Annotated in this window: 1 protein-coding gene; it reads right to left on the reverse strand. The window is 70.7% G+C overall.

The window, feature by feature from the left end; all coding sequences use genetic code 11:
- A partial coding sequence (locus tag ACYVK3_RS21840) for an IS3 family transposase (RefSeq protein ID WP_460499467.1) occupies window positions 1-536 on the reverse strand: 536 nt, incomplete at both ends.

A 536-nucleotide genomic window follows, 5' to 3' on the forward strand; every position in this document is an offset into this window, starting at 1 on the left:
CTTGCTCGACCAGGTCGGTGCGCATATGATCCTCGATCGCCCAGCCGACCAGGCGACGGCTGCACACGTCGATGACCGTGGCCAGGTAGAGGAACGAGCCGTCCGCGACCGGCAGGTAGGTGATGTCGCCGACGTAGCGCGTGTTCGGCGCCGGTGCGGTGAAGTCGCGGCCGATCCGGTCGGGCACGGCAGCGGCTTCGGCGTCCGCTGGTGGCAGCGCCGGTCGGCGACGGCGCAGCCTGATCCCCTCGATCCGGGCCAGGCGCATCAGTCGCACCACGCGTTTACGGTTGATCACCTCGCCGGCCTCGCGCAGCTCGACGGTGATCCTCGGCGACCCGTAGGTGCCCTTGCTCGCCCGATGCGCGGCCTTGATCCGCGCGGTCGCCGCCGCGTCGGCGGCGGCTTTCGCCGCTCGGGCCGCGGCGCGGTCCTTCCACTGGTAGTAGCCCTGCCGGGAGACGCCGAGGGTCGCGCATAGCCGCTTCACGGTGAACTCGTGGCGGAACTCATCGACGAACTGGAAGCGGCTCACC

The sequence above is a fragment of the Glycomyces tarimensis genome (assembly GCF_054776215.1).